The following is a 24,998-nucleotide window of genomic DNA, read 5'->3' as shown; positions in this document are numbered from 1 at the left end:
AGGCCACCTGCTTCTGACAGTCCCCTTGAGGTGGGCCGCCGAAGAGGGGCATCCATGGGAGGGTGGGGCGGGCGAGCGTGAGGGGAGGGTGTGAGGGCAGGGTGCGAGGGGCGGAGCGGGTCAGGCCCTTTGCTGCGCGAGCCAGCCCACGTAGCGCGACACGCCCGTGGCCACATCGGCGAACTGGTGTTCGCAGCCGGCTGCGCGCAAGCGCGACATGTCGGCCTGCGTGTAGCACTGGTACTTGCCGACGAGGGCAGGCGGGAAGTCGATGTATTCGATGTGGCCCTTGCGCACGAGCTGATCGAGCGCCAGCGCTTCTTCACCGTTGAGTGCGCGCGAAGCATTCGCGACAGCCATGGCCACATCGTTGAACGGCTGTGCCCGACCGGTGCCGAGGTTGAAGATGCCGCTCTTGTCGGGGTGCTGCAAAAACCACATGTTCACGGCCACCACGTCGTCGACGTAGATGAAGTCGCGCGACTGTTCGCCGGCCGCGTAGCCACCGTACTCGGCAAACAGCCTGAGTTTGCCGGTCTCCTTGAACTGGTTGAAGTTGTGGAAGGCGACCGAGGCCATGCGGCCCTTGTGCTGCTCGCGCGGCCCGTAGACGTTGAAGTACCGGAAGCCGGCCACCTGGGCCTTCGCACCACCGAGCATGCGGCGGACCACATTGTCGAAGAGCAGCTTGGAGTAGCCGTAGACATTGAGCGGCTGCTCGAACGCCGGCTCTTCACGGAAGGTGTCGCTTCCACCGTAGGTTGCGGCCGAAGACGCGTAGAGCAATCGCACGCCCTGCGCCTGGCAGGCGTCGAGCAGGTCCTTCGAGCAGCGGTAGTTGGTGTCGAGCATGAAGCGCCCGTTGTGCTCCATGGTGTCGGAGCAAGCGCCTTGATGCAGCACCGCCTCGACGTTGCCGAACTCGCCGCGCGCGAATCGGCTGTAGAACTCGCTCTTGTCGAAATAGTCGCTGATCTTCGCGCCCAGCAGGTTGCGGTACTTGGGACCGTCGGTCAGGTCGTCGACGGCGATCACGTCGTCGATACCCAGTGCGTTCAGGCCGTGGACGATGTTGCTGCCGATCATGCCGGCGGCACCCGTGACAACGATCTTCGTGCTCATTCGAACAGCTCCTCGTAGGTCAGGGTCGCATTGCCGAACTTGCCGACCGCGAGGCCGCCGGCCTTGTTGGCAACGGGCACGGCATCACGCGTCGACAAGCCGCAGGCGAGCATCGCCGCCAGCGTTGCGATCACCGTGTCGCCCGCGCCGGTGACATCGAACACCTCGCGCGCCTGCGCATGGAACCGCGTCTCGCCGGTGGCTTCGAAAAGCGACATGCCTTCTTCGGAGCGGGTGAGCACCAGGTTGTCGATGCGCAGCTTTTGCCGGAGCGCTTCGGCGCGCTCGTGCAACTGGGTCTCGCTGGTCCAGTCGCCGATGACCTGGGCCAACTCGGCTCGGTTGGGGGTGATGGTCGTGGCTCCCGCGTAGCGCGCGTAGTCACTTCCCTTGGGATCGATCAGGACGGGCTTGCCGGCCTTGCGGGCCAGCTCGATCATGCGTGGGATGTGCTCGAGGCCACCCTTGCCGTAGTCGGAGAACAGCACGACATCGTGCACGGTCAGCGCCTTCTCGAACTCCGGCAGCATGCCGGCCAGCACCTCGTGGTCGGGCGCATTCTCGAAGTCGATGCGGATCAGTTGCTGCGAGCGCCCGATGATGCGTAACTTGACGATGGTGTACAGCTGCGGGTCGTGACCAAGCAGCGTCTTCACGCCCTTTTGCTCCAGAAGCTGCTGCAGCTTGCGGGCGGGTTCGTCTTCACCGACTACGGTGAGCAAGGTGGCCTGTGCGCCGAGCGTCTTGAGGTTCAAGGCCACATTGGCAGCACCACCCAGACGCTCTTCTTCGCGATTCACGCGCACCACAGGCACCGGCGCTTCGGGCGAGATGCGTTCCACGGCGCCAAACCAGTAGCGGTCGAGCATGGCATCCCCAACCACCAACACGCGCGCGGCGGCCAATCTCTCGCGGCTCACGGCTGCGCTTGCACTCATCACATGTCCTCCAATCTCTGCGGCGGGTAGCTGTCCCAGCTCAGGCAGCCGGGGCATTGCCAGAAATAGTGCTGCGCCTCGAAGCCACAGGCCGCGCAGCGGTAGCGCTGCAGCGGCTTGGCGGCGCGTGTCACGGCCGTGCTGAGGCTTTGGGTTTCGGCGGCGTCGAGCGGCGCACTTTCGCTGGCAGATTGGCGCAGCAGCTCCTGCGCGGCAGAAAGTATGGGCTGTTCCTGCAGATGGTGGAGCAGCCTTTGGCGTTGTGCCTTTGGCCCGGGGTCGAGCACGGCGATGGCCGCGAGCAGGTCCATGGTCGGTGCGCGTCGGTAGATCGCCTGCAGCCGTTCCAGCGCGTCGGACGTGTCACCCAAGGCCATGGCGCTGACGGCGTAGTCGCGCGCCACGAGATTGAACGCGGCCGGGTGAGCTGTCATCAGGTCACCCCAGGCCTTCAGCGCAATCTCGTGATCGCCGCGCGCATGAGCCCGCTGGCCGGCCAGCACATTGGGGCGCGCCGCATTGGGCGCAGCAGCACGCGCCTGTATCAGAGCATCGTCGGCCTCTTGGGTCCGCTTCTGCGCGTCGGCTTCGAGGGCGATCTCGCACCAATAGTGCGCGATACGCGAAGCGAACGATGCAGTGCCGCTGCGTTCGAGCCGCTGCGCGGTCTCGACAGCTGCACGCCAGTCTCGCGAGCGCTCGTGCAGCGTCAGCAGTGCCAGGCGCGCCTCGGTGTCGAACGCCGAGCCTTCGAGCTCCTTGTAGGCCTGTTCTGCGCGGTCGAACAGACCGGCCTTCATGAAATCCTGCGCGAGTGCATGTTGAGCACGGTCGCGTTCCGAGCGAGGCAGGTCCGCGCGACTGACCAAGTGCTCGTGTACGCGCACGGCGCGCTCGTATTCGCCGCGCCGCCGGAACAGATTGCCTAGCGCGAAGTGCAGGTCGGTGGTGTCGGGGTCGTGTTGAACAGCCTCGATGAACGCATCGATGGCCTTGTCTTGCTGCTCGTTGAGCAAGAGGTTCAGGCCCTTGAAGTAGGCCTTGGGCGAGTCCGTTTGCTCACGCTTCCACTGCCGCAGGTCCAGGCGCGAGCCCAACCAGCCCAGAGCGAATGCGATCGGCAAGCCGAGCAGCAACCACTGCAAATCAAAGTTCATGTTGGAGTAGCTTGGCGTCGCTCGGCAGCGAGGGGTCGGGGCGAGGGGGTTCTGGCGAGTTGTCGAGCGGATCGGTGTCGCGCTGCTTGCGGGCGGCACGGCGGTGTTGCCACCAACTCGGCACCATCGCGAGCACGCCGAATGCGCAGCCCAGGGTGAAGGCGGCCAGCACCACAAACACCATCGGCGAGTGCCATTCCTGGCCAAAGAACCACTTGATGGTCGCTTCGTGCTGGTTGTTCAGCGCGAAGGCAAGCAATACGAAAAAGAGGGCGGCCCGAAAGAGCCAAACAATGATTTTCATCACGACTCCTGGCTTGGATTCTAGGGTCAGGGGACCCACGCGCCAGGGAGTGAATCAGCTATCGGTACCCGTGGGGGCCTGAGGGTGGGCCACCGGATCTTCAAGCTTGACCTGTGCGTCCACTGCTTCCCGCAGGGCCTTGCCAGGTTTGAAATGAGGTACGAGCTTTTCGGGGATCACCACCTGCTCGCCGGAACGGGGATTGCGCCCCATCCGCGGCGGGCGGCGGTTGATCGAGAAACTCCCGAAACCGCGGATCTCGATGCGGTGCCCGCGCGCGAGCGCGTCGGACATCGCATCCAGAATCGTCTTGACGGCGAACTCCGTATCGCGGTGCGTCAACTGGCCGAATTGTTCGGCCAAACGGGCAACGAGGTCGGAGCGCGTCATTCTTTTCTGTCGATCCAGTTCCGGGGTTTGTCGGCGACTTAGTTGTTGTCGCCCTTGTTGTCGAGCTTGGCGCGCAGCAGAGCGCCCAGGCTGGTGGTGCCAGCCGTTTCACGCTCGTTGCTTTGCGACAGGCGCTGCATGGCTTCTTGCTGGTCGACGTTGTCCTTGGCCTTGATCGACAACTGGATCGAGCGCGTCTTGCGGTCGACGTTGATGATGATGGCCGAGACTTCGTCACCTTCTTTCAGCACGTTGCGAGCGTCTTCGACGCGATCACGGCTGATTTCGGAAGCACGCAGGTAGCCGGTGACGTCGTCGTTCAGCTGGATCTCGGCGCCACGGGCGTCAACCGTCTTGACCTTGCCGGTCACGGTCTGGCCGCGGTCGTTGACGGAGGTGTAGCTGGTGAACGGATCGGAGTCGAGCTGCTTGATGCCAAGCGAAATGCGCTCGCGTTCCACGTCGACAGCCAGCACGACGGCTTCGACTTCCTGGCCCTTCTTGTAGTTGCGAACCGCGGCTTCGCCAGGCTCGTTCCACGACAGGTCGGACAGGTGAACCAGGCCGTCGATGCCTTGCGCCAGGCCGATGAACACGCCGAAGTCGGTGATCGACTTGACCGGGCCCTTGACCTTGTCGCCGCGCTGCACCGTGCCGGAGAACTCTTCCCACGGGTTGGCCTTGCACTGCTTCATGCCCAGGCTGATGCGGCGCTTGTCTTCGTCGATCTCGAGCACCATGACTTCGACTTCGTCACCCAGCGAAACGATCTTGCTCGGGGCGACGTTCTTGTTCGTCCAGTCCATTTCAGAGACGTGCACCAGGCCTTCGATGCCCGGCTCGATCTCGACGAACGCGCCGTAGTCGGCGATGTTCGTGATCTTGCCGAACAGGCGCGTGCCGTTCGGGTAGCGGCGCGAGACACCGTGCCACGGGTCGTCGCCCAATTGCTTGATGCCCAGCGAAACGCGGTTCTTCTCGGCGTCGAACTTGAGGACCTTGGCTTGCAGCTCCTGGCCGACCTGAACGACTTCGCTCGGGTGGCGGACACGGCGCCAGGCCATGTCGGTGATGTGCAGCAGGCCGTCGATGCCGCCGAGGTCAACGAACGCACCGTATTCGGTGATGTTCTTGACCACGCCGTTGACGATGGCGCCTTCGGACAGGGTGCTCAGCAGCTTGCTGCGCTCTTCGCCCATCGAGGCTTCGACCACGGCACGGCGCGACAGCACGACGTTGTTGCGCTTGCGGTCGAGCTTGATGACCTTGAACTCCATGGTCTTGCCTTCGAACGGGCTCATGTCCTTGACAGGGCGCGTGTCGAGCAGGGAACCGGGGAGGAAGGCGCGGATGCCGTTCACGAGGACCGTCAGGCCACCCTTGACCTTGCCGTTGACCGTGCCGGTCACGAACTCGCCGGATTCGAGCGAGTTCTCGAGCGACAGCCACGAGGCGAGGCGCTTGGCCTTGTCGCGCGACAGGATGGTGTCGCCGTAGCCGTTTTCGACGGCGTCGATGGCCACCGAAACGAAATCGCCAGGCTGGACTTCGAGTTCACCCTGGTCGTTCTTGAATTCTTCAATGGGAACGTAGGCTTCGGACTTGAGGCCTGCGTTGACCACCACGAAGTTGTGCTCCACGCGCACGACTTCGGCCGTGATGACTTCGCCGGCGCGCATCTCTGATTTGTTCAGAGATTCTTCGAACAGAGCGGCAAAGGATTCCATCCCGGCAGGGGCGGTAGTTTGGGTTTGAGGCATTTGGACTTTCGGTGCAACTGGAGAGTTGCGGGTTAGGTTGCGAAAACCGCTGCTTCAGCGTGCCCTGAACTTGTGAGGCAAGAAAGGCACAGGAGGGAAAGCAGCGGGCTGTTGTTCGGACGCCGCCTGGAGGCCCAGTCAGCTCAGCCGAACGGCTGGCGTTGCCGCCACCAATCCAGCACCACGGCGACGCATTCGTCGACGGTGAGTGCCGAGTTGTCGAGCACCAACGCATCTTCTGCCGGCTTCAAGGGCGAAACGCTGCGTGTTTGGTCACGGGCGTCACGCATCTCCAAATCGGCGCGAAGACTGTCGATATTAGATGAAATTCCCTTAGAAATCAACTGCTTATGCCGCCTCTCGGCGCGCACTGCCGCGCTCGCAACGACGAAGACCTTGAGGTTGGCAGCCGGGAAGATGACGGTACCCATGTCGCGCCCGTCGGCCACCAGCCCGGGCAGGCGTCGGCAGGCAAGTTGAAGCTGCAGGAGCGCCGCCCGCACCGCTGGCCAGACGGACACCTTGGACGCCATCGCGCCCACGTCCTCCCGCCGGAGTTGATCACTCACTTCTTCGTCACCGAGCCAGATCCGCTGGTCGGCGAATCGGAGCTTGAGGCCCAAGGCGGTGCGCGCCAGGCCGTCGCCGTCAGTCTCCGCAACCCCGGCGCGCATGGCGGCCAGGGCCGTCGCTCTGTACAGCGCACCCGAATCCAGGAAGTGGTAGCCCAACGCCTGCGCCACGGCGCTGGCCAGGGTTCCTTTCCCGGACGCCGTCGGGCCGTCAATCGTGATCACGGGCACGGCGGTCGAGACGGTCTGCGCCACACCAAAGAGGGTCTCGAAATAGTCCGGGAACGTTTTGCCCGCGCAGCGCGGATCGAGGATGCGCACCGGCACCTGGTCGCTGTTGTACGCAGCCAGCGAGAAACACATTGCAATGCGATGGTCGTCGTAGGTATGGATGGCCGCGGGCTGCCACCGCCGCGGCGCTTCAACTTCGATGAAGTCGGCGCCTTCGAGTACATCGGCACCCAGTTTGCGCAGTTCGGTGGCCATGGCCGCGATGCGATCGGTTTCCTTCACGCGCCAGCTCGCGATGTTCGTCAAGCGCGTGCGGCCTTTGGCGTACAGCGCCATCACGGCCAGCGTCATGGCGGCGTCGGGGATGTGGTTGCAGTCGAGGTTGATGGCTCGCAGCGGCCATTCGCCGCGTTCGACCTCAAGCCACCCATCGCCACTGCGGATGCGAGCGCCCATCGCCTGAGCCGCCTCCACGAATCGGATGTCGCCCTGGATGGAGTCTCTGCCCACGCCTTCGATGCGGATCGTTTGCCCGTCGTGCGCACCAATGGCACCGAGCGCGATGAAGTACGAGGCGGAGGAGGCGTCGGCCTCCACGTGGAGGTGGCCCGGCGAGCGGTAGACGCTGTCTTGGGGGATGACGAAGCGCTGCCAGCCCTCTCGGTGTACCTCGATGCCGAAGCGGGCGAGCAAGTTCAGCGTGATCTCGATGTAGGGCTTGGAAATCAGCTCGCCGATGACGTCGATCGTGATGGCGTTGCGCGCCGATACCAGCGGCAAGGCGAGCAGCAGCGCCGTTAGGAACTGGCTTGAAACATCGCCGCGCACGGCAATGGGCGCCTCGGTGTCGAGGGTGCCGGCACCCAGTTGCAGCGGCGGAAAGCCGTCGGTGCCCAAGTACGCGATCTCGCACCCCAACTGGCGCAATGCGTCGACCAGGTCGCCGATCGGGCGCTCGTGCATGCGGGCAACACCGCTGAGCTTGAAGTTGCCGCTCTGTGTGGCCGCCATCACGGCAAGTGCGGCCGTGAGCGGCCGCATGGCGGTGCCAGCATTGCCGAGAAAGAGGTCGGCCTTGGGAACCTTCAGCCGGCCCCCCAGACCTGTGATGCTCAGGTCGGTGCCGGATTGTTCGATGCCGCAGCCGAGTTCGCGCAAGGCGGCCAACATGACCTGGGTGTCGTCGGACTCCAGCAGGTCGTGGACGACCGTAGTGCCCTCGCTCAGTCCGGCGAGCAGCAAAACGCGGTTGGAGATGCTCTTCGAGCCGGGCAGGCGCACCGTGCCATGGGCTGACTGCAGGGGGGGGATGTCGATGAACGGCGTGGTGAACATGCAAGCGGGGCCCGGTGAGGGCCCAAGGTTCAGCGCGACGAGCCGGGCTTGGCGGCGCCCATCTGCCAACTGGCGCGGGCGTCGGAGGCGCTGCGGATCAGGTCTTCGAGTGCCTCGGCGTTGCCAGTCTTGATGACATGCTCGAGCGCGTCCAGCGTATGACGGAACCGCATCGACTGCTTGAGGATCTCTTCGCGGTTCGACATCAGCACATCACGCCACATCTCTGGGTCGCCCGCGGCGATGCGCGTGAAATCGCGAAAGCCGGGGCCGGCCAACGAGAGAAAGTCTCGCCCGGCCGGTTGCTTGGCTACCGAGTTGAAGAACGCGAACGCCAGCATGTGCGGCAGGTGGCTGACCGCGGCAAAGGCCGCGTCGTGGTTCTCGGGCGTCATGCGCAGCACCTGAGCGCCGATGGCCGACCACACGTCGGTGGCCTTCTGCACGAGATCTGGGTCGGTCTGTGGCAGCGGCGTGAGGATGACCTGCCTGCCTGCGTACAGCGTTGCATCGGCGTGCGTCACGCCGGAGACCTCTTTGCCGGCGATGGGGTGGGCCGGGACAAACGACCCCACGCGCTCCTTGAGCACGCGGCGTGCGGCGTCAACCACATCGCGCTTTGTCGAGCCGACATCCATAAACAGCACGCCCGGCTCCACCATGTGACGGATCGCCTTGAACGTGGCCTCGCTTGCGGAAACGGGCACTGCCATCAGCACGATGTCGGAGCCGGAGACTGCCAGCAGAGCGGATTCTGCGGTGTCGTCGATCACGCCCATCTTCTTGGCGCGATCGGTGGTGGAGGGCGACTTGCTATAGCCAATGACGCGCTTGACGAGCCCGGCCCGCTTGAGTGCGAGCGCGAACGAGCCGCCCATCAGGCCACAGCCAATCACGCCAAGCTGGTTGAACATCGTGCTTCGTACTCTCGTTCAGTGCGCGTCGATCGGATAAGTGCCGAGCAACTTGAAGAATGCGCAGGCTTCGCGCAATTCGCGCAGGGCCGTGGCGACATGGGGCTGGTCAGGGTGGCCCTGCAGGTCGATGTAGAAGTAGTACTCCCACTGGCCAGAACGGGCAGGGCGCGATTCGAATCGCGTCATCGACACGCCATGCACCTTGAGCGGTACAAGCATGTCGTGCACGGCGCCCGGTCGGTTGGTGACCGACACGACCAGGCTCGTGCAATCGTGCCCCGATGCCTTGGGTTGCGGATGACGCTGCGGATGGGTGATGACGGCGAAACGGGTGCGATTGTTGGCCTCGTCCTGTATCGCCGGCGTGACAAGGTGCAAGCCGAACTCGCTGCCCGCGCGAGCGCTGGCAATCGCCGCAATCTTGCTGTCGGCAGCCGCGAGGCGTGCGCCTTCGGCATTGCTCGCGACTGGCCGACGCTCGGCGTTGGGCAGGTGCGTGCTCAACCAGCCGTGACACTGCGCCAGGGCCTGCGGGTGAGCGCAGACGATGTCGATGCCCGTCGAAGAGTTTTCCTTTCGCAGCAGGTTGTGCTGCACGAAAAGGCTGGTCTCGCCGATGATGAACAACGGGGTCGTGAGGAAAAGGTCGAGCGAACGGGTGACCACACCTTCGGTCGAGTTCTCCACGGGGACGACACCAAAGTCGGCCGCGCCGGTCGACGTGGCGTGAAACACCTCATCGAAGCTGGCGCAGGGGACCTTGGCAATCGACGACCCAAAGAAACCCAGGGCCGCCTCTTCGCTGAAGGTGCCGGCCGGGCCGAGATAGGCCACGCGCGTCGGTGTTTCCAGGGCGCGGCAGGCCGACATGATCTCGCGCCAGATCGGGGCCACGCTGTCCGTCATCAACGGCCCCGGATTGGCCGCCTTCATGCCGTCGATGACCTGGGCTTCGCGCTCCGGGCGGAAGGCAACCGAGCCTTCCTTCTTCTTGACTTCACCCACCTGCTGCGCGAGCGTTGCCCGGCGATTGAGCAAAGCGAGCAGTTCGCGGTCGACCGCATCGATCTGCGAGCGCAAGCCCGTCAAATCAGCGGCAGGGTGGGAGGGGGAATCAGCCATGGCGTGGGGCAAATTCTCGCACGCGCCCTAGCCGGCCAGGCGAGTGCAACTGGCCGTGCGAGGCGCGATCGACGTCATTTCTTGGCGGGTTTGGCGGGTGCTGACGCGGCGGGCTTGTTGCCACTCTGGCCGGACGCGGCTTCCGGCACACCGAGTGCGGTGGCCACGCCCTTCTCCAGGGTCTTGAGCTTGGGCTCGACCGAGGGCTCCAGGTCTTTTACGAAGCTCTGGGCAAACGCGTTGGTCATCTCGGGCAGGCCCTGCTGGAACTTCTTGTAGGCCGGGTTCTCGAGCGCGGCCAGCAACTGGCGAAGCTCGTCCTCGGTGTACTTGTCTTCCAGGATCGGGCCCAGGCTTTCCTGGCCGATCTTGCCGGCGCGATCCCGAACGATCGCGCTCGATTCGTCACGGTACTTGCGCACGTGCTCCTGGATCTGCTTGGCTACCGCTTCGCGCTTCTCGGGTGCGACGCGGGTCTGCAGAACCTGCTCTGCTGCGCCGAGCATCTGGCGGGCGGGGCGCTCGACCAGGTCGCGCCCCAGGCTTTCGAATGCCGGCTGTTGGAGCGTCAGCAGACGCTGGATCAGGTCCTTCTTGGCGGCACTTGCGGGTGCGCCAGGGATGCCCTGAGCCTGGGCCAGGGTGCTGGCGCCGGCGAGCAAGATGATTCCGATGAGTCGCTTCATTCTTCAGTGCTTTCAGAGGTGGGCTCGTCGCCCGATTCGGAGTTGGCGTCGTTCTCGACGATGCGTTGCAAGCCACTCAGCTTGGCGCCGTTGTCCAGCGCAATCAGGGTCACGCCTTGGGTGGCTCGGCCGAGTTCACGGATCTCGGCCACGCGGGTCCGAACGAGCACCCCGGTGTCCGTGATCAGCATGATCTCGTCATTGGGGCGGACCAGCGTGGCAGCAACAACCTTGCCGTTGCGCTCGGTCTGTTGGATCGCGATCATGCCTTTGGTTCCACGACCGTGGCGGGTGTATTCCACGATGCTGGTGCGTTTACCGTAGCCATTCTCGCTGGCGGTCAGCACGCTCTGGGATTCGTCCTCGGCGACGAGCATGGCGATCACGCTTTGCCCTTCTTCCAGCATCATGCCGCGCACGCCCCGCGCGCCACGGCCCATCGCGCGCACATCGTCTTCATCGAAGCGCACGGCCTTGCCGCCGTCGCTGAAGAGCATGACGTCGTGCTTGCCGTCGGTCAGGGCGGCGCCGATGAGGTAGTCGCCCTCGTCGAGATCGACCGCAATGATGCCGGCCTTGCGTGGGTTGCTGAACTCATCGAGCGAGGTCTTCTTGACAACGCCCTGCGCGGTGGCAAAGAACACGAAGTGGTCTGCCGGGAAGCTGCGGAACCCGTCGGTCAGTGGCAGCACCACGTTGACCTTCTCGCCGGGCTGCAGCGGGAACATGTTCACGATGGGTTTCCCGCGCGAGGCGCGTGACCCTTGCGGGACTTCCCAGACCTTCAGCCAGTACACCCGGCCGCGGGTGGTAAAGCACAGGATGTAGTCGTGCGTATTGGCAATGAAGAGCTGGTCGATCCAGTCGTCTTCCTTGGTCTGCGTCGCCTGCTTGCCGCGGCCGCCCCGCTTTTGAGCGCGGTACTCGCCGAGCGCCTGGCTCTTGATGTAGCCCGTGTGCGAGAGCGTCACCACCATGTCGGTGGGCGTGATGAGGTCTTCGGTGCCGAGATCCTGGGCGTTGTGCTCGATCGTGCTTCGGCGCGCCCCGATCTTGGTCTGGCCGAACTCGAGCTTGATGGCTTGCAGTTCGTCGGAAATGATGGTCGTGACGCGCGAAGGAGTTGCCAGGATGTTGAGCAGATCGGCGATCTGCGCCATCACTTCCTTGTACTCATTGACGATCTTGTCCTGCTCCAGCCCGGTCAGGCGCTGCAGGCGCATCTGCAGGATCTCGCCAGCCTGGTCCTCCGACAAGCGGTACAGGCCATCGGACTGCATGCCGAAGTCACGGGGGAGCCCCTCGGGGCGGAAGGCCTCGCGGCCGCCCGGGGTCTCGTTCTCGGCGCGTGCCAGCATCTCGCGGACCAGCGACGAATCCCAAGACTTGCTCATCAACGCTGCCTTGGCCACAGGGGGGGTGGCGGAGGTCTTGATCGTTTCGATGAACTCGTCGATGTTCGCCAGCGCAACAGCCAGGCCTTCCAGAACATGGCCGCGCTCACGCGCCTTGCGCAATTCGAAGATGGTCCGGCGAGTCACGACCTCGCGTCGGTGCTCCAGGAAGATGGCAATCAGATCCTTCAGATTGCACAGCTTCGGCTGGTTGTCGATCAACGCAACCATGTTCATGCCGAAGGTGTCTTGCAGCTGGGTCTGCTTGTACAGATTGTTCAGCACCACCTCGGGCACTTCGCCGCGCTTGAGTTCGATCACCACACGCATGCCGGACTTGTCCGACTCGTCCTGAATGTGGCTGATGCCCTCCAGCTTCTTCTCGTGAACCAGCTCGGCCATGCGCTCGAGCAGGTTCTTCTTGTTCACCTGATAGGGGATCTCGTCAACGATGATGGCTTGGCGCTGGCCCTTGTCGATGTCCTCGAAGTGGCACTTCGCCCGCATGACGACCTTGCCCCGGCCGGTGCGGTAACCATCGCGCACGCCGCTCGTGCCATAGATGATGCCGGCGGTGGGGAAGTCGGGCGCTGGGACGATCTCGATCAGCTCGTCGATCGTGGCCTGCGGGTTCTTCAGCAAATGCAGGCAGGCATCGACGACTTCATTGAGGTTGTGCGGCGGAATGTTCGTGGCCATGCCGACGGCGATGCCACCCGACCCGTTGACGAGCAGGTTGGGAAGGCGCGTGGGCAGTACCAGCGGCTCCTTTTCCGAGCCGTCGTAGTTAGGGCCGAAGTCCACCGTCTCCTTGTCGAGATCGGCCAGCATCTCGTGTGCGATCTTCGCCAGGCGGATTTCGGTGTACCGCATGGCCGCGGCGTTGTCGCCGTCGACAGAGCCGAAGTTGCCTTGTCCGTCAATCAGCATGTGGCGCATGGAGAAGTCCTGCGCCATGCGCACCGCCGTGTCGTAGACCGATTGGTCACCGTGAGGGTGGTACTTGCCGATCACGTCGCCCACGATACGGGCCGACTTCTTGTACGGACGATTCCAGTCGTTGTTCAGTTCGTGCATCGCGTACAGCACGCGGCGATGCACGGGCTTCAAGCCATCGCGGGCGTCGGGCAAAGCGCGCCCGACGATCACGCTCATCGCATAGTCGAGGTACGAGCGCCGCATCTCCTCTTCGAGGCTGATGGGCAAGGTTTCCTTGGCGAACTGGGTCATGCGTGATGAGTGTCTGAGCGGAAGAGACAGGCCCAGGCGGGCCCGCGAGCGCAAACGACGATTCTAGTTGCTGCGGATGGCTGTAGCAGTCGCGCAACATCAGCGCTGGTCATTTCATGCAACGAAGGCAAACTTCTATTCACCGAATACCCTATGGCACAATCGCGCGTCGGTGGGAAACGCCCGGGATACTTGGGGTTTGCCAGTACTTTCCGATTCCGGTTTGGACGTTTTGTTAGAACATCTGCACCTTTCCTTGAGAGGAGAATCATGAAGAATCTGAATAAAGTTGCATCGCTCTTTGCCTCGGCCGCCCTCGCCGCCACGATGTCTGCTGCCTTCGCGCAAAAGCCCGTTCCTACGGGCGAAGACAACTGGGTCAACTCTTCCGGTCAAGTTTGGAAGAACGGCGCTGGTGATCTGTGCTGGCGTGATGCCTATTGGACCCCCGCCACGGCTCGCGCCGAGTGCGATGGCGCCCTGAAGCCGCCGGCTGCCCCCGTTGCGCCGGCACCTGCTCCGGCACCTACGCCCGCTCCGGTCGTTGTTCCGCCGGCACCGGTCAGCGAGAAGGTCACCTTCGCCGCCGACGCGTTCTTCGATACCGCCAAGTCGGTTCTGAAGCCTGACGCCAAGACCAAGCTGGACGACCTGGTCAGCAAGACCTCGGGCGTGAACCTCGAAGTCATCATCGCTGTCGGTCACACCGACTCGGATGGCTCGGATGCCTACAACCAGAAGCTCTCGGTTGCTCGCGCTGAGTCCGTCAAGTCGTATCTGGTGAGCAAGGGTGTCGAAGCCAACCGCGTCTACACCGAAGGCAAGGGCGAGAAGTCGCCGATCGCCGACAACAAGACGAAGGAAGGCAAGGCCAAGAACCGCCGCGTCGAAATCGAAGTGGTCGGTACTCGCACCAAGAAGTAAACGCCGCGGCGTTCACTTTCTCGAAACCCCGCTTCGGCGGGGTTTTTTGTTTTCAGGCGGGCCTTCTGGTGCCGGGCTGCTTCAGTTGATTACCATCTCATGATGACGAACGCCGATCCCCAAGAACTTGCGAAGTTCAGTGAACTGGCCCACCGTTGGTGGGACCCGGACAGTGAATTTCGGCCACTCCATCAAATCAACCCTCTTCGGTTGGATTGGATCAATGGAATGGCGCCGCTCCAGGGCCGGCGCGTACTCGACGTCGGGTGTGGCGGCGGCATCCTGGCCGACTCCATGGCGCGCAAGGGAGCGCAGGTGCTTGGCATCGACCTCGCCACCAAGCCACTGAAGGTCGCTCAACTCCATGCAGCAGAAGCGGGTACTACAGGCGTTGCCTATAAGGAAGTGGCCGCCGAAGACTTGGCCGCTGAGATGCCCGGTGAGTTCGATACCGTGACATGCATGGAGATGCTGGAGCATGTGCCCGACCCCTCATCCATCGTTCGCGCCTGTGCGAGCCTGGCGAAACCTGGCGGCTGGGTGTTCTTTTCGACGATCAACCGGAATCCCAAGGCGTTTTTGTTCGCAATCGTCGGGGCTGAATACATGCTCAAACTCCTGCCGCAGGGTACGCACGAGTACGCACGGTTCATCAAGCCGAGCGAATTGGCCCTGTGGGCGCGGGATGCCGGGCTGGACCTCACCGCGACGCGCGGCATGGAATACAACCCGCTCACCAAGCGCTACTGGTTGTCCGGCGATGTCAGCGTGAACTACCTCATCGCCTGCCGCAAGCCGCAATGATGGTCGGCGCGACGAAGGCGGTTCTATTCGATCTTGATGGCACTTTGATCGATAGTGCGCCAGACCTTGCTGGCGCCGGGAATGACATGCGGATCGCCCGCGGCATGGCTACGCTCCCCTATGAAAGCTTCCGCCCGCTGGTTGGTACAGGCGCGCGAGGCATGGTGGGTGTTGCATTGGGTGTGACTCCTGCAGACGCCGACTTTGAGGCGCTGCGTGCCGAGTTCCTTCAGCGTTACGAGGCGCGCATGGTGCGCTCGACGCACGTCTTCGAAGGCATGGAGCCCGTGCTGACGGCCCTGCAAGCCGCTGCGATGCCTTGGGGAATCGTCACTAATAAGGCCGCGCGGTTCACGGAACCGCTGGTCCGGCACTTGGGCCTCGATGCGAGAGCGGCGACGGTCATCAGCGGCGACACGACCGCGCACGCCAAGCCGCACCCGGCCCCATTACTTGAAGCGGCCCGTCGCATGGGTATCGAACCACAGGCCTGCATCTATGTCGGTGACGACCTTCGCGACACGCAGGCCGCACAGGCCGCGGGCATGAGGTCGGTGGCGGCCACCTGGGGTTACCTCGGCGACGGTGAACCTATCGAGCGATGGGGAGCAGAGCGGGTCATCGAAACTCCGGGTCAACTCTTGAACTTGCTTGGATTGGCCTAAACTAGTCCTTTCTGGGGCCGACCTGGCTTCGACGTGGGTGCGGAGTTGGAACAGGGCATGCCGAGGACCAGTCACCTCGTAAATCCATCTGGAAACAAAGTAACTGCGAACGACTCTACGTACGCCCTCGCCGCTTAAAACCGGTGAGCTTCGCAACGGTTGGCCGATGGGCCGGGCTTGAGGGGTAACCCGAAGGCTGCGAAGTCATACACATTGGCTCGCTCTGAGTTGGGTCACTCAGCACAGAGCTAAATCAAGTGACTCGGGGTTCAGATAGCGTGCTGCTGCGCGATCTGAGGCCTTAAATCCAAATCAGACAGCTACGCATGTAGAACTGTCCGGCAATGGCTTGCGGACGCGGGTTCGATTCCCGCCGGCTCCACCATCAAACCCAAAGCCAGCCCTCGCGGCTGGCTTTTCCATTTGCGCCGGGCTCCTGTGCCCGCGGCTGACCGGGGAGGACCCTCGTTCGCTCAAGGTTCGTCCGACAGAGCCGACAGGCGGGACTCGCGAATGCGCGTCTTGGACAGCGCCCCTGCCGTTTCGAGAATCGGGTACGCGATCGAGCAGATGTGCGAGTTGATGCGCTTGAGATCGCTGATGAGGTCGAGGTGCAGCGAGCTGGTCTCGATGCTTTGTGCTGTGTTGTCCTGCAGGCGTGAAATATGGGCGGCCGCGTACTCGTGCTCCAGGTCGCGGAAGCGCGCCTTCTCTTCGAGCAGCTTGTGTGCGTCGCGCACGTGGCCATCGAGGAACACGCTCATGCTCAGGCGCAGGTTCGACAGCAGGCGCTCGTGAAGGTGCACGATCTCGGCCATGCCTGCATCGGAGAAGCTCCGGTTCTTGCGGACCTTCTTGTCTTCCACGTCTTGGAGCACGCGTTCGATGATGTCGCCCACCTGCTCCATGTTGATGGTGAACGAGACGATGTCGGTCCAGCGCCGGCTTTCGCGTTCGGAGAGTGCTTCTCGCGAGATTTGCGTGAGGTAGAACTTGATGGCCGAGTAGAGCTCGTCCACGGTGTCGTCGAGCTGGCGCAGCTGATGGGCCAGGTCGATGTCGTTGTTTCGGATGACCGGGAGTACGCCGCGCAGCATGGTCTCGACCACATCGGCCTGGTGCAGGGCCTCGCGGGCTGCGCAGCTGATGGCCAGCGAGGGCGTGGCGAGCGCGACTGGGTCGAGGTGCCTTGGCCGCGTGCTCGTGCCCGTGTGACGCTCGACAAGCCACCGGTCGACCGTTCGCCCGACGAGCCCGGTGAAGCTGATGAAGCAGAGCGCCAGCGCCACGTTGAACGCCAGGTGAAACACCACCACCTGCTGGTGCACCGTGGGTATCAGCTGCTGCAGCATGACGTGCACCTGTGGCATGAGCGGGATCACGAGCAACACGCCCACGAGCTTGAAGATCAGGTTGCCAAGTGGCAGCCGGCGTACTTGGGGCGCCGCGCCGCTGGTTGCGATCATCGCGAGGATGCCGCTGCCCAGGTTGGCGCCCAGGACGATGCCCAGCGCCACCTGGGCTGTGAGCATCCCCGAAGCTGCCAACGTGGCCGTCAGCAGGACGATGGCCAGACTGGAATACGCCAGCACCGTGAGTAGCGCGCCTACCACGATGTCGAGCATGATTTCGTTGGGCAAGGACACCAGCAGAGTGCGCACCGCAGGGGATTCCGTCAGCGGCTTGGTTGCTGCGACGATGAGCTGCAGCGCCAGCGTGATGAGCCCCAGCCCGATCAGAACCCGACCGATCCGACCGGGCGCGCTGTTCTGGCGCGAGATGAACAGGACGACGCCGACGAAGATCAGCAGAGGCGACAACCACGACAGGTCAAACGAGAACACGACCGCCATGAGGCTCGTGCCCATGTCAGCGCCGAGCATCACGGCGAGTGCCGGGCCGGTGGTGACGAGACCTTTTCCCACGAACGAGGCCACGATCAGGCAAGTGGCTGTGCTGGACTGGACGATGCTTGTGACACCCAGCCCCGCCAGGGCGGCGCTGATCCGGTTGCTGAAGCTGACCGACAGCACGCGACGCAAGTTCTCGCCGAACACGCGCAGCATGCCGGTGCGCACGATGTGGGTTCCCCAGACGAGCAGTGCGATGGCGGCCAGCAGGTTCAGCAGGTGTTGCATGAGGCCGAGTCTATCGCCGGCTTTTGCCGGATTGAGGCCCCGGGACCCAGGTCTCTGCGACCCTGCCGGTGACGAGATTGGTGCCCAGCTTGCCGACCCGATGGGTGACGCCGGCGGGTGTCAGAATCCCGCCCGGGCGCAGGTTGCGCTTCGCTGGCACACAGGAGATTTGGCCGTGGCAATGGACGTGGTGGACTACGAGATCAAGGGCTCGGAAATGCAGTTTGTGGAGGTCGAGCTCGATCCGGGCGAGGCGGCCGTGGGCGAGGCCGGCAGCATGATGTTCATGGATGCGGGCATCTCGATGGACACGGTGTTCGGCGATGGCTCGCAGAACCAATCAGGCGGCTTGTTCGGCAAGTTGCTCGGCGCCGGGAAGCGTCTCGTCACGGGCGAGTCGCTGTTCACGACCATCTACACCAACCAGGGGCGCGGCAAGTTGCGGGTTGCGTTTGCGTCGCCTTACCCCGGCAAGATCCTGCCGATGGATCTGCGGCAACTTGGCGGCATGCTGATCTGCCAGAAGGACGCCTTCCTGTGCGCCGCCAAGGGGGTGTCGCTGGGCATTCATTTCCAGCAGAAGATCTCCACCGGCTTCTTCGGTGGCGAAGGCTTCATCATGCAAAAGCTCGAGGGTGACGGCCTGGCCTTTGTGCATGCCGGCGGCACCGTGGTGCGCAGGGAGCTTGCAGCGGGCCAGACGCTGCTGATTGATACGGGTTGCATCGTGGCGCTCACGCCCAATGTCAATTTCGAGATCCAGTACGTCGGCAAGATCAAGACGGCACTCTTTGGCGGTGAGGGGTTGTTCCTGGCCAAAGTGACGGGCCCGGGCACGGTGTGGCTGCAGAGCCTCCCGTTCTCCCGCCTGGCGTCGCGTGTGTTCGCTGCGGCACCCCAGCGGGGTGGCAGTCGCGAGGAAGGCTCTGTGCTGGGTGGCTTCGGCGCGGGCGGGCTGCTGGGCGGCATCCTCGGCGGCGACGAGGAGTAAGCGCATTGCGTCAGTGCTCGGCAGGTGGCCCACCTACACTAACGGTTTGCCCTGGGGAGGGCTCGATTTGAAGCTGCTGTCTGCAATCCTGGCTTTGGTGGCCGCCTTGGCGTGTACGGCCGCGCAGGCGGCCGACAAGGCGCCGAGCCCGATCTTCGTGCTCAATTCGCTCGACGCTTCGATCAGCATGATCGACCCGGTGAGTTACGCCGAGCTTCGGCGCATCCCGACCGGCAAGGAGCCTCACCACCTTTACCTGACGCCCGACGAGAAGTCGCTCGTGGTGGCCAATGCCCTCAGTGATTCGCTGACGCTGGTCGACCCGAAGACAGGTGAAGTGCAGCGGACGATCACCAAGATCATCGACCCTTACCACCTGCGTTTCTCGCCGGACATGAAATGGTTCGTGATCGCGGCGAATCGGCTCGACCATGTGGACATCTATCAGTGGCAACCGGCGGATGCCTCCACGCCGCTCAAGCTGGCAAGCCGTGTGCGTGCGGCGCGTACGCCCAGCCACCTGGCGATCGACAGCAAGAGCACGGTCGTCTATGCATCGATGCAGGACAGCGACGAGCTGATGGCCATCGAGCTGAACACGCAGAAGCCGCGCTGGAAGATCCCGATCGGCAAGATGCCGGCCGACGTGTACCTCACGCCCGACGACCGGCTGCTGATGGTGGCCCTGACGGGTGACGAGTTCGTGGAGGTCTATGACGTGAGCCTGCCCATGCCGAAACTGGTCAAGCGCATTCAGACCGGTGCCGGGGCGCATGCCTTTCGTAGCCGTGGCGATGGCAAGCATGTGTTCGTGAGCAATCGCGTGGCCAATACGATCAGCATGATCGACATCGCGAGCCTGAGCGTGGTGACCAGCTTCGCCGCGCCGGGCGGCCCGGATTGCATCGACGTGCTCGCCGACGGCAAGACTCTGCTCGTAACTTCGCGCTGGGCGCGCAAGCTGACCTTCATCGACATCGACAAGAAGCAGGTCATTCGCCAGGTCAGCGTAGGCCGTTCGCCGCACGGCGTGTGGACGCTAGACCATGCGTCGCGCCGCTGACGCTGCCGCATTGCTGCTCTCGCTGTTGTCGGGGGCGGCGTTCGGAGCGGCCTGCGACAAGCCGGTCTATCTCACCATCGACACCGGCCACATGGGCGTCGCCCCGCTGGTGGCCGCGGTGCTGGCCCGACAGCAGGTGAAGGCCACGTTCTTCCTCGCCAACGAGAAGACCCTGGATGGCGGCAGCAGCCTCGACGACCACTGGGCGCCTTGGTGGAAGGCGCGCGCCGGGGACGGCCATGTGTTCGGATCGCACACCTACGACCACACCTACTGGATGGCCGACACGCCGACCGGCTTTCGCGTGAAGGCGAGCGCCGGCCCCGACTCGGGCCGCGAGCGCTCGATGACGGCAGCCCAGTACTGCGCCGAGTTGCAGCGTTCGGCCGACCGCTTCCAGGCGATGACGGGCCAGCCCATGCCGCATATCTTCCGCGCGCCGGGCGGCAAGACATCGCCCAAGCTGCTCAAGGCCGCGCAGGCCTGCGGCTGGGCTCACGTGCCCTGGAGCCCGGCGGGTTTTCTGGGCGACGAACTGCCGAGCGATCGCTACCCGAACGCGCAACTCTTGCAGCGCGCACTCGACCGCGTGCGCAGCGGTGACATCCTGCTCATGCACCTGGGCATTTGGTCACGCAAGGACCCGTGGGCGCCCGCCGTTCTGGAACCTTTGATCCAGGGTTTGAAGTCCAAGGGCTTCTGCTTTGCCACTCTGCGAGAGCACCCCGCCTACCGCGAAGCGGCAAGCCGCTGATGCCGCACGACCCATGATCGACCAGCTTGTTGACAAGTTCACCGACCTCTTCGGCCAGGCGCAACTCGCCTTGTTCGAGGGCGTGGTGCAGCCGATCGCGTTTGGCCTGGGCATGGGCAACCTCGTTGAAGACGCCTTCGATGCCACGGGTTGGCTGCTCGTCGGCCTGTTGCAACTGTTGGTGATGGTCCTTGGCTTTCGCGCACTGGAGCGTTGGCGGCCGGCGGAGCCGGTCACCGACCGGGCGGCGATACGCATCGACATCCTCTACACGCTGATCCATCGCCTGGGCCTGTTCCGGCTGGCGCTGTTCTTCTCGATCGACCCGCTGTGGGACGCGATGTTCGGCACCATGGCGTACCACGGTGTGGCGGGGTGGCAGCTCGACGAGTGGCTGGCGCCGCTCTGGCGCGGCGTGACCGATACTGGCTGGTTTGCCTTCCTCGCCTACCTGCTGGTCTTCGACTTCATCGCCTATTGGCTGCACCGGGCGCAGCACGGGTTCGGGTGGTGGTGGGGCCTGCATGCGCTGCACCACAGCCAGCGCCAGATGACGCTCTGGAGCGACAACCGCAACCACCTGCTCGACGACCTGATACGCGACAGCGTCATCGTGATCGTGGCGCGGCTGATCGGCATCGCGCCAGGCCAGTTCATTGCGGTGGTGGCCTGCACGCAGTTGCTGGAGAGCCTCGCGCACACCAATGTGCGTTTGTGGTTCGGCCCGGTCGTCGAGCGCGTGCTCGTGAGCCCGCGCTTCCACCGCCTGCACCACAGCATCGGCCTGGGCCACGAATCCGAAGGCCGTGGCACGCTCGGGGGGCACAACTTTGCAGTGTTGTTCCCCATCTGGGACGTGGCCTTCGGCACCGCCAACTTCGAGCGGCGGTACGACCCGACCGGCATTCGCGACCAGTTGCCAGAAGAGGGCGGGCGCGACTACGGACGAGGGTTCTGGTCGCAGCAATGGCTCGGTCTCTTGCGGGTGTTCGGGCGCGGCTGAGCGCGAGCAACAGGCCGGCTCACGTATCCTGCGGGCATGAAGAGCCTGTTCGATTCAGCCTGGCGCGCCGCGGCCTACTGCGTGCATCCGGTCGTCATCTTCTACTCATTGCTGCCGCTGGCGCTGCTGGTCGCGCTGGCGTTCGGCCTCGGATATTTTTTCTGGGTCGCCGCGATCGATGGCGTTCGTGCCACCTTGGAGAACTGGGATCTGCTCGCCCCGCTGTTTTCTTGGCTCGACACGGCAGGCATGGGCGGCCTCAAGACCGTTATGGGGCCCCTGGTCGTGATTGCACTCGCCACACCGGCGCTGGTGGTGCTCTCGCTGCTCGCGGTGGCGCTCCTGATGGCGCCGGCCATGCTCAACCTCGTGGCCAAGCGCCGGTTTCCAGCGCTGGAGCGGCGCCAGGGCGGGTCGTTCATCGGCAGCCTGTTCGTCAGCCTCAGCTCGACGGTGATCGCGGTCGTGTGCCTGGTCGCGTCCATCCCGTTCTGGCTGATCCCGCCCGTGATGCTCGTGGTGCCGCCGTTGATCTGGGGCTGGCTCACCTACCGGGTGATGAGCTACGACATGCTGGCCGAACACGCCAGCAAGGACGAACGCCGCGAGCTGATTCGGCGTCATCGCTTCAACCTGCTCCTGCTGGGCGTCGTTACCGGCTACCTGGGTGTGGCGCCGTCGTTGCTGTGGGCCTCCGGTGCGATGTTCATCGTGCTCGCGCCGGTGCTCGTTCCGGTTGCCATCTGGGTCTACACGCTGGTCTTCGCGTTCTCGGCGCTGTGGTTCGCCCACTATCTGTTGACCGCGCTGCAAGAGCTCAGGGTGGCGCAGGGCGCGCCTGTCGTCCCGATGCCCATGCCCGCCCCCGCGCCGGCGCTGCCGCCGGCAGACGAACTGGAGGGCGCATGAGCTTCGGGCTGATCATCATTGGCGACGAGATCCTCTCGGGCAAACGCCAGGACAAGCACCTGCCGAAAGTGATCGATCTGTTGGCGGCGCGCGGCCTGTCGCTGAGCTGGGCGCGCAACGTGGGCGACGATCCCGACCGCATCACCGCCGATCTTCGCGACGCGTTCTCGGCTGCTCGAGAGCGGGGCGAAGTGATCTTCTCGTGCGGCGGCATCGGTGCCACGCCCGACGACCACACGCGCCAGTGCGCGGCACGCGCCCTGGGCCGGCCGCTCGAGCTTCACCCGCAGGCGCGCGATCTCATCCTGGAGCGCATGCGAGACATTGCGGCTGAACGCGGCGAACCCTACGAGCCGGACCGCGATGACAACGTTCACCGCCTCAACATGGGTGTGTTCCCGGCGGGCGCGGAGATCATCCCCAACCCGTACAACAAGATCGCTGGCTTCGCGATGCGCTTTGGCCCAGGCGGCGTCTACTTCGTGCCGGGGTTCCCGGTGATGGCCTGGCCAATGATCGAATGGGTGCTCGACCAGCACTACCCGCATCTGCACCGCACGCAGGCGCAACGCGAGCAATCGGTGATCGTGTTCGGCGCCATCGAGGCTGCGCTCACGCCGCTGATGGAGCGCATCGAAGCCGATCACGTAGGCGTGAAGGTGTTCAGCCTGCCAAGCGTCGATCACCCGGAATGGGGTCGCCATATCGAACTGGGCGTGAAGGGGCTTGACCTGGATCGAACCATGGCCGCGTACGCGGCGCTGATCGCGGGCCTGCGCGCGCACGGAGCACAGCTTGGCCCAGAATTGGTGCGCTGACAGCACCAAGATGACCCCACATTGGTGCATTCAGATGCACCAAGGCGGCCCGATTCGACGGCGTAGTCGGCCAACCATGCACCAACAAGCGCGCACGCTGGCTGTTCCCCGGGTGAGTCCCTGCTAAGGGGGCGTTCCTGCGGCTGTCGCAGGCATGCTTTCTGCTACATTCCTGTGCGCTTTTTCGAGGCCGGCTGCGCTCGAAAACCTGCAAGCGACACCCCGAACCAACCTCATACACAGCACCTCGCTAGGAGTTTCCTGATGGCCAAGACCGTTGCCGACGTGATGAAGATGGTGAAGGAGAACGAAGTCAAGTTCGTTGACTTCCGTTTCACCGACACCCGCGGCAAAGAGCAGCACGTTTCCGTGCCTGTCTCTCACTTCGATGAAGACAAGTTCACGTCGGGCCACGCCTTCGACGGTTCGTCGATCGCCGGCTGGAAAGGCATCGAAGCTTCGGACATGCAACTCATGCCCGACCCGAACACGGCCAACATCGACCCGTTCTTCGAAGAGCCGACCCTGATCCTCACCTGCGACGTGGTCGAGCCCGCCGACGGCAAGCCCTACGAGCGCGATCCGCGCTCGCTGGCCAAGCGCGCCGAGGCCTACATGAAGTCGACCGGCCTGGGCGACACCGCCTTCTTCGGCCCGGAACCCGAGTTCTTCGTGTTCGACAGCGTGCGCTGGGGCAATGACATGTCGGGCTGCTTCTCGAAGATCGAATCCGAAGAAGCCGCCTGGAACACGGGCAAGGAATACGAGCATGGCAACTCGGGCTACCGCCCGAGCGTCAAGGGCGGCTACTTCCCGACCCCGCCGGTCGACAGCATGCAAGACATGCGCTCCGAGATGTGCCTGGTGCTCGAATCGCTGGGCATCCCCTGCGAAGTGCATCACCACGAAGTGGCCAACGCCGGCCAGATGGAAATCGGCACCAAGTTCAGCACGCTGATTCAGCGCGCCGACTGGGTCCAGCTCCAGAAGTACGTGATCCAGAACGTCGCCCATGCCTACGGCAAGACCGCGACCTTCATGCCCAAGCCGATCGTCGGTGACAACGGTTCGGGCATGCACGTGCACCAGTCGGTCTGGAAGGACGGCAAGAACCTGTTCGCCGGTGACGGCTACGCCGGCCTGAGCGAGTACGCCCTGTTCTACATCGGCGGGATCATCAAGCACGCTCGCGCGCTGAACGCCATCACGAACCCGGGCACCAACTCGTACAAGCGCCTGGTGCCGGGCTTCGAAGCCCCGGTGAAGCTGGCCTACTCGTCGAAGAACCGCTCGGCCTCGATTCGCATCCCGCACGTGGCCAACCCCAAGGGCCGCCGCGTCGAGGCGCGCTTCCCCGATCCTCTGATGAACCCGTACCTGGGCTTCTCGGCGCTGCTGATGGCTGGCCTTGACGGCGTGGAAAACAAGATCCACCCGGGCGAAGCCGCCACGAAGGACCTGTACCACCTGCCGCCGGAAGAAGACGCGAAGATCCCGACCGTCTGCCACAGCTTGGACCAGGCTCTGGAGTACCTGGACAAGGACCGCGCGTTCCTGACCAAGGGGGGTGTGTTCACCGACGCCTTCATCGATGCCTACATCGACCTGAAGATGCAAGACGTGACGCGCTTCCGCATGGCGACCCACCCGGTGGAGTTCGACATGTACTACACGCTCTGAACCTCTTCGGGTTCTCGTGTATCGAAGGGACGGCCCAGGCCGTCCCTTTTTCTTTGGCGATGCACCGGTTCGGCCCGGCGTTTGGCGCCAG

The 24,998-nt window shown here is 63.9% G+C and carries 21 protein-coding genes, 1 other RNA gene and 1 pseudogene; 11 read left to right on the top strand and 12 right to left on the bottom strand.

Annotated features, from left to right (window positions below; translation table 11 throughout):
• Window positions 1-120: 120 nt before the first annotated feature.
• From rfaD to gyrA, 11 genes and pseudogenes are all read right to left on the bottom strand, one after another.
• Complete coding sequence (gene rfaD / locus AC1KAR_RS04235) at window positions 121-1,122, bottom strand: ADP-glyceromanno-heptose 6-epimerase (protein WP_480314777.1); 1,002 nt, start codon at window positions 1,120-1,122, stop codon at window positions 121-123.
• A complete protein-coding gene (gene rfaE1, locus AC1KAR_RS04230) occupies window positions 1,119-2,060 on the bottom strand; it encodes a D-glycero-beta-D-manno-heptose-7-phosphate kinase (protein WP_480314775.1) in 942 nt (313 codons plus the stop codon). Before rfaE1 ends, rfaD begins: the two co-directional genes overlap by 4 nt.
• Window positions 2,060-3,217, bottom strand: a complete 1,158-nt coding sequence (gene lapB, locus AC1KAR_RS04225; RefSeq protein WP_480314773.1) for a lipopolysaccharide assembly protein LapB — start codon at window positions 3,215-3,217, stop codon at window positions 2,060-2,062. The genes rfaE1 and lapB overlap by 1 nt, the downstream gene beginning before the upstream one ends.
• Window positions 3,207-3,560: a LapA family protein gene (locus AC1KAR_RS04220; RefSeq protein WP_480314771.1), complete on the bottom strand. Its 354-nt coding sequence runs from the start codon at window positions 3,558-3,560 to the stop codon at window positions 3,207-3,209. Before AC1KAR_RS04220 ends, lapB begins: the two co-directional genes overlap by 11 nt.
• A 15-nt stretch (window positions 3,561-3,575) precedes the next feature.
• Window positions 3,576-3,938: pseudogene (locus tag AC1KAR_RS04215) on the bottom strand (integration host factor subunit beta); the annotation flags it as partial.
• Between the two features lie 11 nt (window positions 3,939-3,949).
• The gene (gene rpsA, locus AC1KAR_RS04210) at window positions 3,950-5,638 is read right to left on the bottom strand and encodes a 30S ribosomal protein S1 (RefSeq protein ID WP_480314769.1); all 1,689 of its coding nucleotides are present in this window, start codon (window positions 5,636-5,638) and stop codon (window positions 3,950-3,952) included.
• A gap of 176 nt (window positions 5,639-5,814) precedes the next feature.
• On the bottom strand, window positions 5,815-7,809 hold the full coding sequence (locus tag AC1KAR_RS04205; RefSeq protein WP_480314767.1) for a bifunctional 3-phosphoshikimate 1-carboxyvinyltransferase/cytidylate kinase: 1,995 nt from the start codon (window positions 7,807-7,809) through the stop codon (window positions 5,815-5,817).
• 29 nt (window positions 7,810-7,838) lie between these two features.
• Window positions 7,839-8,723, bottom strand: coding sequence for a prephenate dehydrogenase (locus tag AC1KAR_RS04200; protein WP_480314765.1), 885 nt, complete (start codon window positions 8,721-8,723; stop codon window positions 7,839-7,841).
• Between the two features lie 18 nt (window positions 8,724-8,741).
• Window positions 8,742-9,848, bottom strand: a complete 1,107-nt coding sequence (gene pheA / locus AC1KAR_RS04195) for a prephenate dehydratase (RefSeq protein WP_480314763.1) — start codon at window positions 9,846-9,848, stop codon at window positions 8,742-8,744.
• A 74-nt stretch (window positions 9,849-9,922) separates the two neighbouring features.
• A complete protein-coding gene (locus AC1KAR_RS04190) occupies window positions 9,923-10,534 on the bottom strand; it encodes a DUF2059 domain-containing protein (RefSeq protein ID WP_480314761.1) in 612 nt (203 codons plus the stop codon).
• Complete coding sequence (gene gyrA, locus AC1KAR_RS04185) at window positions 10,531-13,158, bottom strand: DNA gyrase subunit A (RefSeq protein ID WP_480314759.1); 2,628 nt, start codon at window positions 13,156-13,158, stop codon at window positions 10,531-10,533. The genes AC1KAR_RS04190 and gyrA overlap by 4 nt, the downstream gene beginning before the upstream one ends.
• Window positions 13,159-13,428: 270 nt before the next feature.
• On the opposite strand from gyrA, the gene ompA reads away from it, so the two are divergent.
• From ompA to ssrA, 4 genes are all read left to right on the top strand, one after another.
• Complete coding sequence (ompA, locus tag AC1KAR_RS04180; protein ID WP_480314757.1) at window positions 13,429-14,082, top strand: outer membrane protein OmpA; 654 nt, start codon at window positions 13,429-13,431, stop codon at window positions 14,080-14,082.
• A gap of 99 nt (window positions 14,083-14,181) precedes the next feature.
• The gene (ubiG, locus tag AC1KAR_RS04175) at window positions 14,182-14,886 is read left to right on the top strand and encodes a bifunctional 2-polyprenyl-6-hydroxyphenol methylase/3-demethylubiquinol 3-O-methyltransferase UbiG (RefSeq protein ID WP_480314755.1); all 705 of its coding nucleotides are present in this window, start codon (window positions 14,182-14,184) and stop codon (window positions 14,884-14,886) included.
• Window positions 14,883-15,551 carry a phosphoglycolate phosphatase gene (gph, locus tag AC1KAR_RS04170; RefSeq protein WP_480314753.1) on the top strand — a complete coding sequence of 223 codons (669 nt, stop codon included), beginning with the start codon at window positions 14,883-14,885 and terminating at the stop codon, window positions 15,549-15,551. The genes ubiG and gph overlap by 4 nt, the downstream gene beginning before the upstream one ends.
• A gap of 13 nt (window positions 15,552-15,564) precedes the next feature.
• Window positions 15,565-15,936: a transfer-messenger RNA gene (ssrA, locus tag AC1KAR_RS04165) on the top strand.
• A gap of 88 nt (window positions 15,937-16,024) precedes the next feature.
• On the opposite strand, the gene AC1KAR_RS04160 is transcribed toward ssrA, so the two are convergent.
• A complete protein-coding gene (locus AC1KAR_RS04160) occupies window positions 16,025-17,689 on the bottom strand; it encodes a Na/Pi cotransporter family protein (protein ID WP_480314751.1) in 1,665 nt (554 codons plus the stop codon).
• A 175-nt stretch (window positions 17,690-17,864) separates the two neighbouring features.
• Here AC1KAR_RS04160 and AC1KAR_RS04155 point away from each other — a divergent pair, with 175 nt between their 5' ends.
• The 7 genes from AC1KAR_RS04155 to glnA all read left to right on the top strand — a co-directional run bounded on the left by AC1KAR_RS04155 (window position 17,865) and on the right by glnA (window position 24,907).
• Window positions 17,865-18,680 carry a TIGR00266 family protein gene (locus AC1KAR_RS04155; protein ID WP_480314749.1) on the top strand — a complete coding sequence of 272 codons (816 nt, stop codon included), beginning with the start codon at window positions 17,865-17,867 and terminating at the stop codon, window positions 18,678-18,680.
• A gap of 67 nt (window positions 18,681-18,747) precedes the next feature.
• Window positions 18,748-19,743, top strand: a complete 996-nt coding sequence (locus tag AC1KAR_RS04150; RefSeq protein WP_480314747.1) for a YncE family protein — start codon at window positions 18,748-18,750, stop codon at window positions 19,741-19,743.
• Window positions 19,727-20,497, top strand: a complete 771-nt coding sequence (locus tag AC1KAR_RS04145; RefSeq protein ID WP_480314745.1) for a polysaccharide deacetylase family protein — start codon at window positions 19,727-19,729, stop codon at window positions 20,495-20,497. Before AC1KAR_RS04150 ends, AC1KAR_RS04145 begins: the two co-directional genes overlap by 17 nt.
• Before the next feature lie 13 nt (window positions 20,498-20,510).
• On the top strand, window positions 20,511-21,500 hold the full coding sequence (locus tag AC1KAR_RS04140; protein WP_480314743.1) for a sterol desaturase family protein: 990 nt from the start codon (window positions 20,511-20,513) through the stop codon (window positions 21,498-21,500).
• A 36-nt stretch (window positions 21,501-21,536) separates the two neighbouring features.
• On the top strand, window positions 21,537-22,409 hold the full coding sequence (locus AC1KAR_RS04135; RefSeq protein ID WP_480314741.1) for an EI24 domain-containing protein: 873 nt from the start codon (window positions 21,537-21,539) through the stop codon (window positions 22,407-22,409).
• Window positions 22,406-23,227, top strand: coding sequence for a competence/damage-inducible protein A (locus AC1KAR_RS04130; RefSeq protein ID WP_480314739.1), 822 nt, complete (start codon window positions 22,406-22,408; stop codon window positions 23,225-23,227). Before AC1KAR_RS04135 ends, AC1KAR_RS04130 begins: the two co-directional genes overlap by 4 nt.
• A 264-nt stretch (window positions 23,228-23,491) precedes the next feature.
• A complete protein-coding gene (gene glnA / locus AC1KAR_RS04125; protein WP_480314737.1) occupies window positions 23,492-24,907 on the top strand; it encodes a type I glutamate--ammonia ligase in 1,416 nt (471 codons plus the stop codon).
• The last annotated feature ends 91 nt before the right edge of the window (window positions 24,908-24,998 follow it).

This window comes from Piscinibacter sp. PDB1-1 (assembly GCF_056675995.1).
This window is presented reverse-complemented; position numbering and strand designations above follow the sequence as displayed.

Bases quoted from the DNA above. Each gene is read 5' to 3' on its own strand.
- rfaD (WP_480314777.1), bottom strand. From the start codon at position 1,122: ATGAGCACGAAGATCGTTGTCACGGGTGCCGCCGGCATGATCGGCAGC.
- rfaE1 (WP_480314775.1), bottom strand. From the start codon at position 2,060: ATGAGTGCAAGCGCAGCCGTGAGCCGCGAGAGATTGGCCGCCGCGCGC.
- lapB (WP_480314773.1), bottom strand. From the start codon at position 3,217: ATGAACTTTGATTTGCAGTGGTTGCTGCTCGGCTTGCCGATCGCATTC.
- rpsA (WP_480314769.1), bottom strand. From the start codon at position 5,638: ATGGAATCCTTTGCCGCTCTGTTCGAAGAATCTCTGAACAAATCAGAG.
- AC1KAR_RS04205 (WP_480314767.1), bottom strand. From the start codon at position 7,809: ATGTTCACCACGCCGTTCATCGACATCCCCCCCCTGCAGTCAGCCCAT.
- AC1KAR_RS04200 (WP_480314765.1), bottom strand. From the start codon at position 8,723: ATGTTCAACCAGCTTGGCGTGATTGGCTGTGGCCTGATGGGCGGCTCG.
- pheA (WP_480314763.1), bottom strand. From the start codon at position 9,848: ATGGCTGATTCCCCCTCCCACCCTGCCGCTGATTTGACGGGCTTGCGC.
- AC1KAR_RS04190 (WP_480314761.1), bottom strand. From the start codon at position 10,534: ATGAAGCGACTCATCGGAATCATCTTGCTCGCCGGCGCCAGCACCCTG.
- gyrA (WP_480314759.1), bottom strand. From the start codon at position 13,158: ATGACCCAGTTCGCCAAGGAAACCTTGCCCATCAGCCTCGAAGAGGAG.
- ompA (WP_480314757.1), top strand. From the start codon at position 13,429: ATGAAGAATCTGAATAAAGTTGCATCGCTCTTTGCCTCGGCCGCCCTC.
- ubiG (WP_480314755.1), top strand. From the start codon at position 14,182: ATGATGACGAACGCCGATCCCCAAGAACTTGCGAAGTTCAGTGAACTG.
- gph (WP_480314753.1), top strand. From the start codon at position 14,883: ATGATGGTCGGCGCGACGAAGGCGGTTCTATTCGATCTTGATGGCACT.
- AC1KAR_RS04160 (WP_480314751.1), bottom strand. From the start codon at position 17,689: ATGCAACACCTGCTGAACCTGCTGGCCGCCATCGCACTGCTCGTCTGG.
- AC1KAR_RS04145 (WP_480314745.1), top strand. From the start codon at position 19,727: ATGCGTCGCGCCGCTGACGCTGCCGCATTGCTGCTCTCGCTGTTGTCG.
- AC1KAR_RS04140 (WP_480314743.1), top strand. From the start codon at position 20,511: ATGATCGACCAGCTTGTTGACAAGTTCACCGACCTCTTCGGCCAGGCG.
- AC1KAR_RS04135 (WP_480314741.1), top strand. From the start codon at position 21,537: ATGAAGAGCCTGTTCGATTCAGCCTGGCGCGCCGCGGCCTACTGCGTG.
- AC1KAR_RS04130 (WP_480314739.1), top strand. From the start codon at position 22,406: ATGAGCTTCGGGCTGATCATCATTGGCGACGAGATCCTCTCGGGCAAA.
- glnA (WP_480314737.1), top strand. From the start codon at position 23,492: ATGGCCAAGACCGTTGCCGACGTGATGAAGATGGTGAAGGAGAACGAA.